This is a genomic window from Phenylobacterium sp. (genome assembly GCF_020402505.1).
Lineage (GTDB): Bacteria > Pseudomonadota > Alphaproteobacteria > Caulobacterales > Caulobacteraceae > Phenylobacterium.
In genome coordinates, this window is record NZ_JADBZL010000069.1 from 1 (window position 1) to 3,088 (window position 3,088).

At 71.2% G+C, this 3,088-nt stretch carries 3 protein-coding genes; 1 reads left to right on the top strand and 2 read right to left on the bottom strand.

The window, feature by feature from the left end:
• Positions 1 to 1,785 (bottom strand): 5'-3' exonuclease H3TH domain-containing protein (locus IM632_RS05680; RefSeq protein WP_296552092.1); only part of this gene is annotated, 1,785 nt, incomplete at its 3' end.
• Between the two features lie 51 nt (positions 1,786 to 1,836).
• Positions 1,837 to 2,079, bottom strand: a complete 243-nt coding sequence (locus tag IM632_RS05685; RefSeq protein WP_293511323.1) for a zinc-finger domain-containing protein — start codon at positions 2,077 to 2,079, stop codon at positions 1,837 to 1,839.
• A gap of 104 nt (positions 2,080 to 2,183) precedes the next feature.
• Here IM632_RS05685 and IM632_RS05690 point away from each other — a divergent pair.
• On the top strand, positions 2,184 to 3,088 hold a 905-nt coding region (locus tag IM632_RS05690; protein WP_296552095.1), incomplete at its 3' end, for an ABC transporter ATP-binding protein.

Consider the following 3,088-nt stretch of genomic DNA (forward strand, 5'->3'; position numbering starts at 1 on the left):
GGTGGTGCGGCGGGATTCCAGACCCATCTGGCCATAGAGCACCTCGCCCACCTGCTTGGGGCTGCCGAGGTTGAAGGGGTGGCCGGCCAGCCGGTGGGCCTCGGCCTCCAGCTCGCCCATCCGGACCGAGAAGTCGTTGGACAGCCGGCGCAGGCGATCGGGATCAACCCGCACCCCGGCGTTCTCCATCGCCGCCAGAACCGGAGGCATGGGCCGCTCCAGGGTCTCGTAGACGGTCAGCAGGCCCTCCTGCCGCAGGCGCGGTCGCAGGACCCGGTAGAGGCGCAGGGTCACGTCGGCGTCCTCGGCGGCGTAGGCGGTGGCCGGCTCGAGGGCCACGTGCCGGAAACTCTTCTGGGCCTTGCCGGTTCCCGCCACCTGCTTGAAGGGAATGGGGCTGTGGCCCAGGTGCAGGCGCGACAGCTCGTCCATGCCGTGGCCGTGCAGCCCGCCCTCCAGGACGTAGCTGATCAGCATGGTGTCCTCGATGGGCGCCACGCGGATCCCGTAGCGCGACAGGACCCCCAGGTCGTACTTGGCGTTCTGGCCGACCTTGAGGACGGAGGGGTCCTCCAGGAGGGGCTTGAGGGCCGCCAGCGCAGCCTCCATCGGAATCTGGGTCAGGTCGCCGGGAGCGTCGAGGGCGAGTCCGGGCTCTGGCTCGTGGGCGAGCGGAATGTAGCAGGCCTCGCCGGGCCCCGTGGCCAGGGAGACCCCCACCAGACCGGCCGTGGCCGAGCCCAGGGCGTCGGTCTCGGTATCGAAGGCGATGACGCCGGCGGCCCGGGCCCGGGCGACCCAGACCTCCAGGGTGGGCATGTCGCGCACGCAGGCGTAGGCGGAGGCGTCCACCGGCTCGGACGCGGCCGTCTGGTCGGCGGCGGTCTGGGCCTTCGCCGCGAGGTGCGCCCCGGCGACCCGTCGGCCCAGGGTGTTGAGCTCCATCTCCTGGAGGAAGGCGGCCAGGGCGTCCGGGTCGGGATCGGCGACCGCCAGTTCCTCGAGGGCCGAGGGCAGGGGCGCCTGGTCGTCCAGCTGGACGAGGCGGCGGGACAGGCGGATCTGCTCGGCGTGCTCCAGGAGGATCTGCCGGCGCTTCTCCTGGCGGATCTCGCCGGCCCGGGCGAGGAGGGTCTCCAGGTCGCCGTACTCGTTGATCAGCAGGGCCGCGGTCTTGACCCCGATGCCCGGGGCGCCGGGCACGTTGTCGACAGGATCGCCGCAGAGGGCCTGGACCTCGACCACCTTGTCGGGGAGGACGCCGAACTTCTCGACCACCTGTTCGGGACCGATCCGGACGTTCTTCATGGTGTCGAGCATGGTGACGCGCGCGCCCACCAGCTGCATCAGGTCCTTGTCCGAGGAGATGATGGTCACCTCGCCGCCGGCCTCGCGCACCTGGCGGGCGTAGGCGGCGATCAGGTCGTCGGCCTCGAATCCCGGCTGCTCCAGGGCGTGGACGCCGAAGGCGCGGGTGGCCTCGCGCACCAGGGGAAACTGCGGGACCAGGTCCTCGGGCGCCGGCGGGCGGTGGGCCTTGTACTCGGGGTAGATCTGGTTCCGGAAGGTCTTCTCGGAGTGGTCGAAAACCACCGCCAGGTGGGTCGGCGCGTCCGGCTGGGCCTTCATGTCCACCAGCAGCTTCCACAGCATGTTGCAGAAGCCGGACACGGCGCCGATCGGCAGGCCGTCGGACTTGCGCGTCAGGGGCGGAAGGGCGTGGAAGGCCCGGAAGATGAAGCCGGAGCCATCGACGAGATAGAGGCGGAGGGGGGCGTCGCTCATGGCCCCCATCCTAGAGGGCGGCGGCGGGCCGGTCGATCCTGGGTTCGCGGCTTAGTGACCGCCCGAGACCTCGTAGACGCCCGGCGCGCTGTCGCCATGGCCGTGGTCGAGGACGAACCGGCGATCGCAGTAAGGGCAGTCTACCGTCCCGTCGACGCCAAGGTCCAGATAGACCCGGGGATGGCCCAGGGCCCCGCCAACGCCGTCGCAGGCCACGCGGTGGGCGTGGACCCGCACGATCTCCGGTTCGGGACCCGGGGCGCCGGGGGCGGGGGTGTCGGACTTGCGGGCCATGGACGGGCTCTCCCTCGCCGGGAACGCTTGGCGGCGACCCGGGCAGGCTCTAGGTATGCGAGCCTGCCTTTCGTCGTCAATGCGCCGGAGCCCCGGAGGTCGCCATGAGCCTGCCCGACTACGCCATCGAGGCCCGGAACGTGGTCAAGACCTATGCGGCCACCAAGACCACGCCGCAGATTCAGGCCCTGAAGGGGATCGACCTCCAGATCCCGCGCGGCTCGGTCTTCGGCCTTCTGGGTCCGAACGGAGCGGGCAAGTCGACCTTCATCAACATCCTGGCCGGCCTGGTGCGCAAGACCTCGGGATCGGTGCAGATCTGGGGCCGCGACATCGACGAGCGTCCCCGGGACGCCCGGGCCGCCATCGGCGTGGTGCCCCAGGAGATCGCCGCCGACCCCTTTTTCACACCCCGGGAATCCCTCGAGGTCCAGGCCGGCATGTACGGCGTGCCCCCGAAGGAGCGGCGCTCCATGGAGCTCCTCACCGCCCTCGGCCTCGCCGACAAGGCCGAGGCCTATGTCCGCCAGCTCTCCGGCGGCATGAAGCGGCGCCTGATGGTGGCCAAGGCCATGACCCATAACCCGCCCGTCCTGATCCTCGACGAGCCGACCGCCGGCGTGGATGTGGAGCTGCGCCGCCAGCTCTGGCGCTACGTGGTCGAGCTGAACCGGAAGGGCGTGACCATCGTCCTGACCACCCACTACCTGGAGGAAGCCCAGGAGCTCTGCGACCGGATCGCCATCATCAACCGGGGCGAGGTGGTGGCCTGCGAGGCGACCGGCGACCTGCTGGGCCGGATCGACACCCGGGCGGTTGTGGTGACCCCGGAGATGCCCGTCGATGCGGCGCCGGCCCTGGGCGGCTTCGAGGCGCGCCTGCGCCCCGGCGGCGCCTTCGCGGTGACCTACCGGACGGGCGAATCCAGCGTCGAGCAGGTGCTGGCCGCCGTCCGGGCCGCAGGCCTTTCCGTCCGCGATGTGGCGACCGAGGACCCGAGCCTCGAGGA